Here is a 1,326-nt window from a genome sequence, read left to right on the forward strand (position 1 = left end):
CGCGGACCGCTCGCAGCTGTACAAGGACCTCGCCGACGGGCCGTTCTTCGGCAACAACCGGCCCGGCGCGGACGTGTCGCAGGGCATCCGCGACGCGTTCTGGCTGCAGTCCATGGCCGCCGGGCACCGCAACGCCTACGAGTCGATCGCCGCGTTCTCGGCCACCGACTTCCGCGACGACCTCGCGAAGTTCGACGTGCCGACCCTCGTCATCCACGGCGACGACGACCAGGTCGTCCCGTTCGAGGTCGGCGGCAAAGCGTCGGCGGCGCTGGTCAAGGGCGCCGAGCTCATCGTGTACCCAGGCGCGCCGCACGGCATCACCGACACCCACAAGGAACAGCTCGGCAACGACCTGCTCACCTTCCTGCGTTCCTACGGAGCCTGACATGTCCCCTGACACGATCGTCCTGGTCCACGGCTTCTGGGTCACACCCCGCAGCTGGGAACACTGGATCACCCACTACGAGCGTCGCGGTTTCCGCGTCCTCGCGCCCGGCTACCCCGGCTTCGACGTCGAGGTCGAGGCCCTCAACGCCAACCCCGACATCATCACCGCGCTGACCGTGCCGGCCATCATCGAGCACCTCGAGTCGGTCATCCGGGCGCTGCCGACCCCGCCGATCATCATGGGGCACTCCGCCGGCGGCGCGTTCACGCAGATCCTGCTCGATCACGGTTTCGGCGCCTCGGCAGTGGCGTTGAACTCCGCGCCGACCGAGGGCGTGCACGTCGTGCCGTTCTCGCAGGTGAAGTCGACGCTGCCGGTGCTGCGCTCACCCGCCAACCGGCACCGGTCCATCGGACTGTCGCTGGACGAGTGGAAGTACGCGTTCACCAACACGTTCTCCGACGAGGAGGCGGCGGCGCTGTACGAGCGGTACCACATCCCGGCCAACGGCGGCATCCTGTGGGGCAGCGTCCTGGCCAACTTCCAACCCGGCCACCAGGACACCTGGGTCGACTACCGCAACGACCAGCGGGCCCCGCTGCTGTTCATCTCCGGCAGCGAGGACCACATCATGCCGCCCGCGGTGCAGCGCTCCAACGTCAAGCACTACAAGTCCAACACCATCACCGAACACGTCGAGTACAACGGCTACGCCCACCTCCTCCCAGCACAGAAGGGCTGGGAAGAGATCGCCGACTTCGCCCTCGACTGGGCCCTGCGCCACGCCCGATGAGCGCCCCACCACCGGTCCGCGTCACGCACATCGGCGGACCGACCACGCTCATCGAGGTCGGCGGGTGGCGGCTGCTGACCGACCCGACGTTCGACCCGCCGGGCCGCCGGTACAACTTCGGCTGGGGCACCTCCTCGACGAA

General features: G+C 68.4%; 2 protein-coding genes. Both read left to right on the forward strand.

The window, feature by feature from the left end; all coding sequences use genetic code 11:
• On the forward strand, window positions 1–388 hold a 388-nt coding region (locus tag Dsi01nite_RS56890), incomplete at its 5' end, for an alpha/beta fold hydrolase (RefSeq protein WP_203854879.1).
• Between the two features lies 1 nt (window position 389).
• Complete coding sequence (locus tag Dsi01nite_RS56895; RefSeq protein ID WP_203854880.1) at window positions 390–1,184, forward strand: alpha/beta hydrolase; 795 nt, start codon at window positions 390–392, stop codon at window positions 1,182–1,184.
• Window positions 1,185–1,326 lie beyond the last annotated feature (142 nt).

The organism is Dactylosporangium siamense (genome assembly GCF_016862795.1).
GTDB classification, from domain to species: Bacteria; Actinomycetota; Actinomycetes; order Mycobacteriales; family Micromonosporaceae; genus Dactylosporangium; species Dactylosporangium siamense.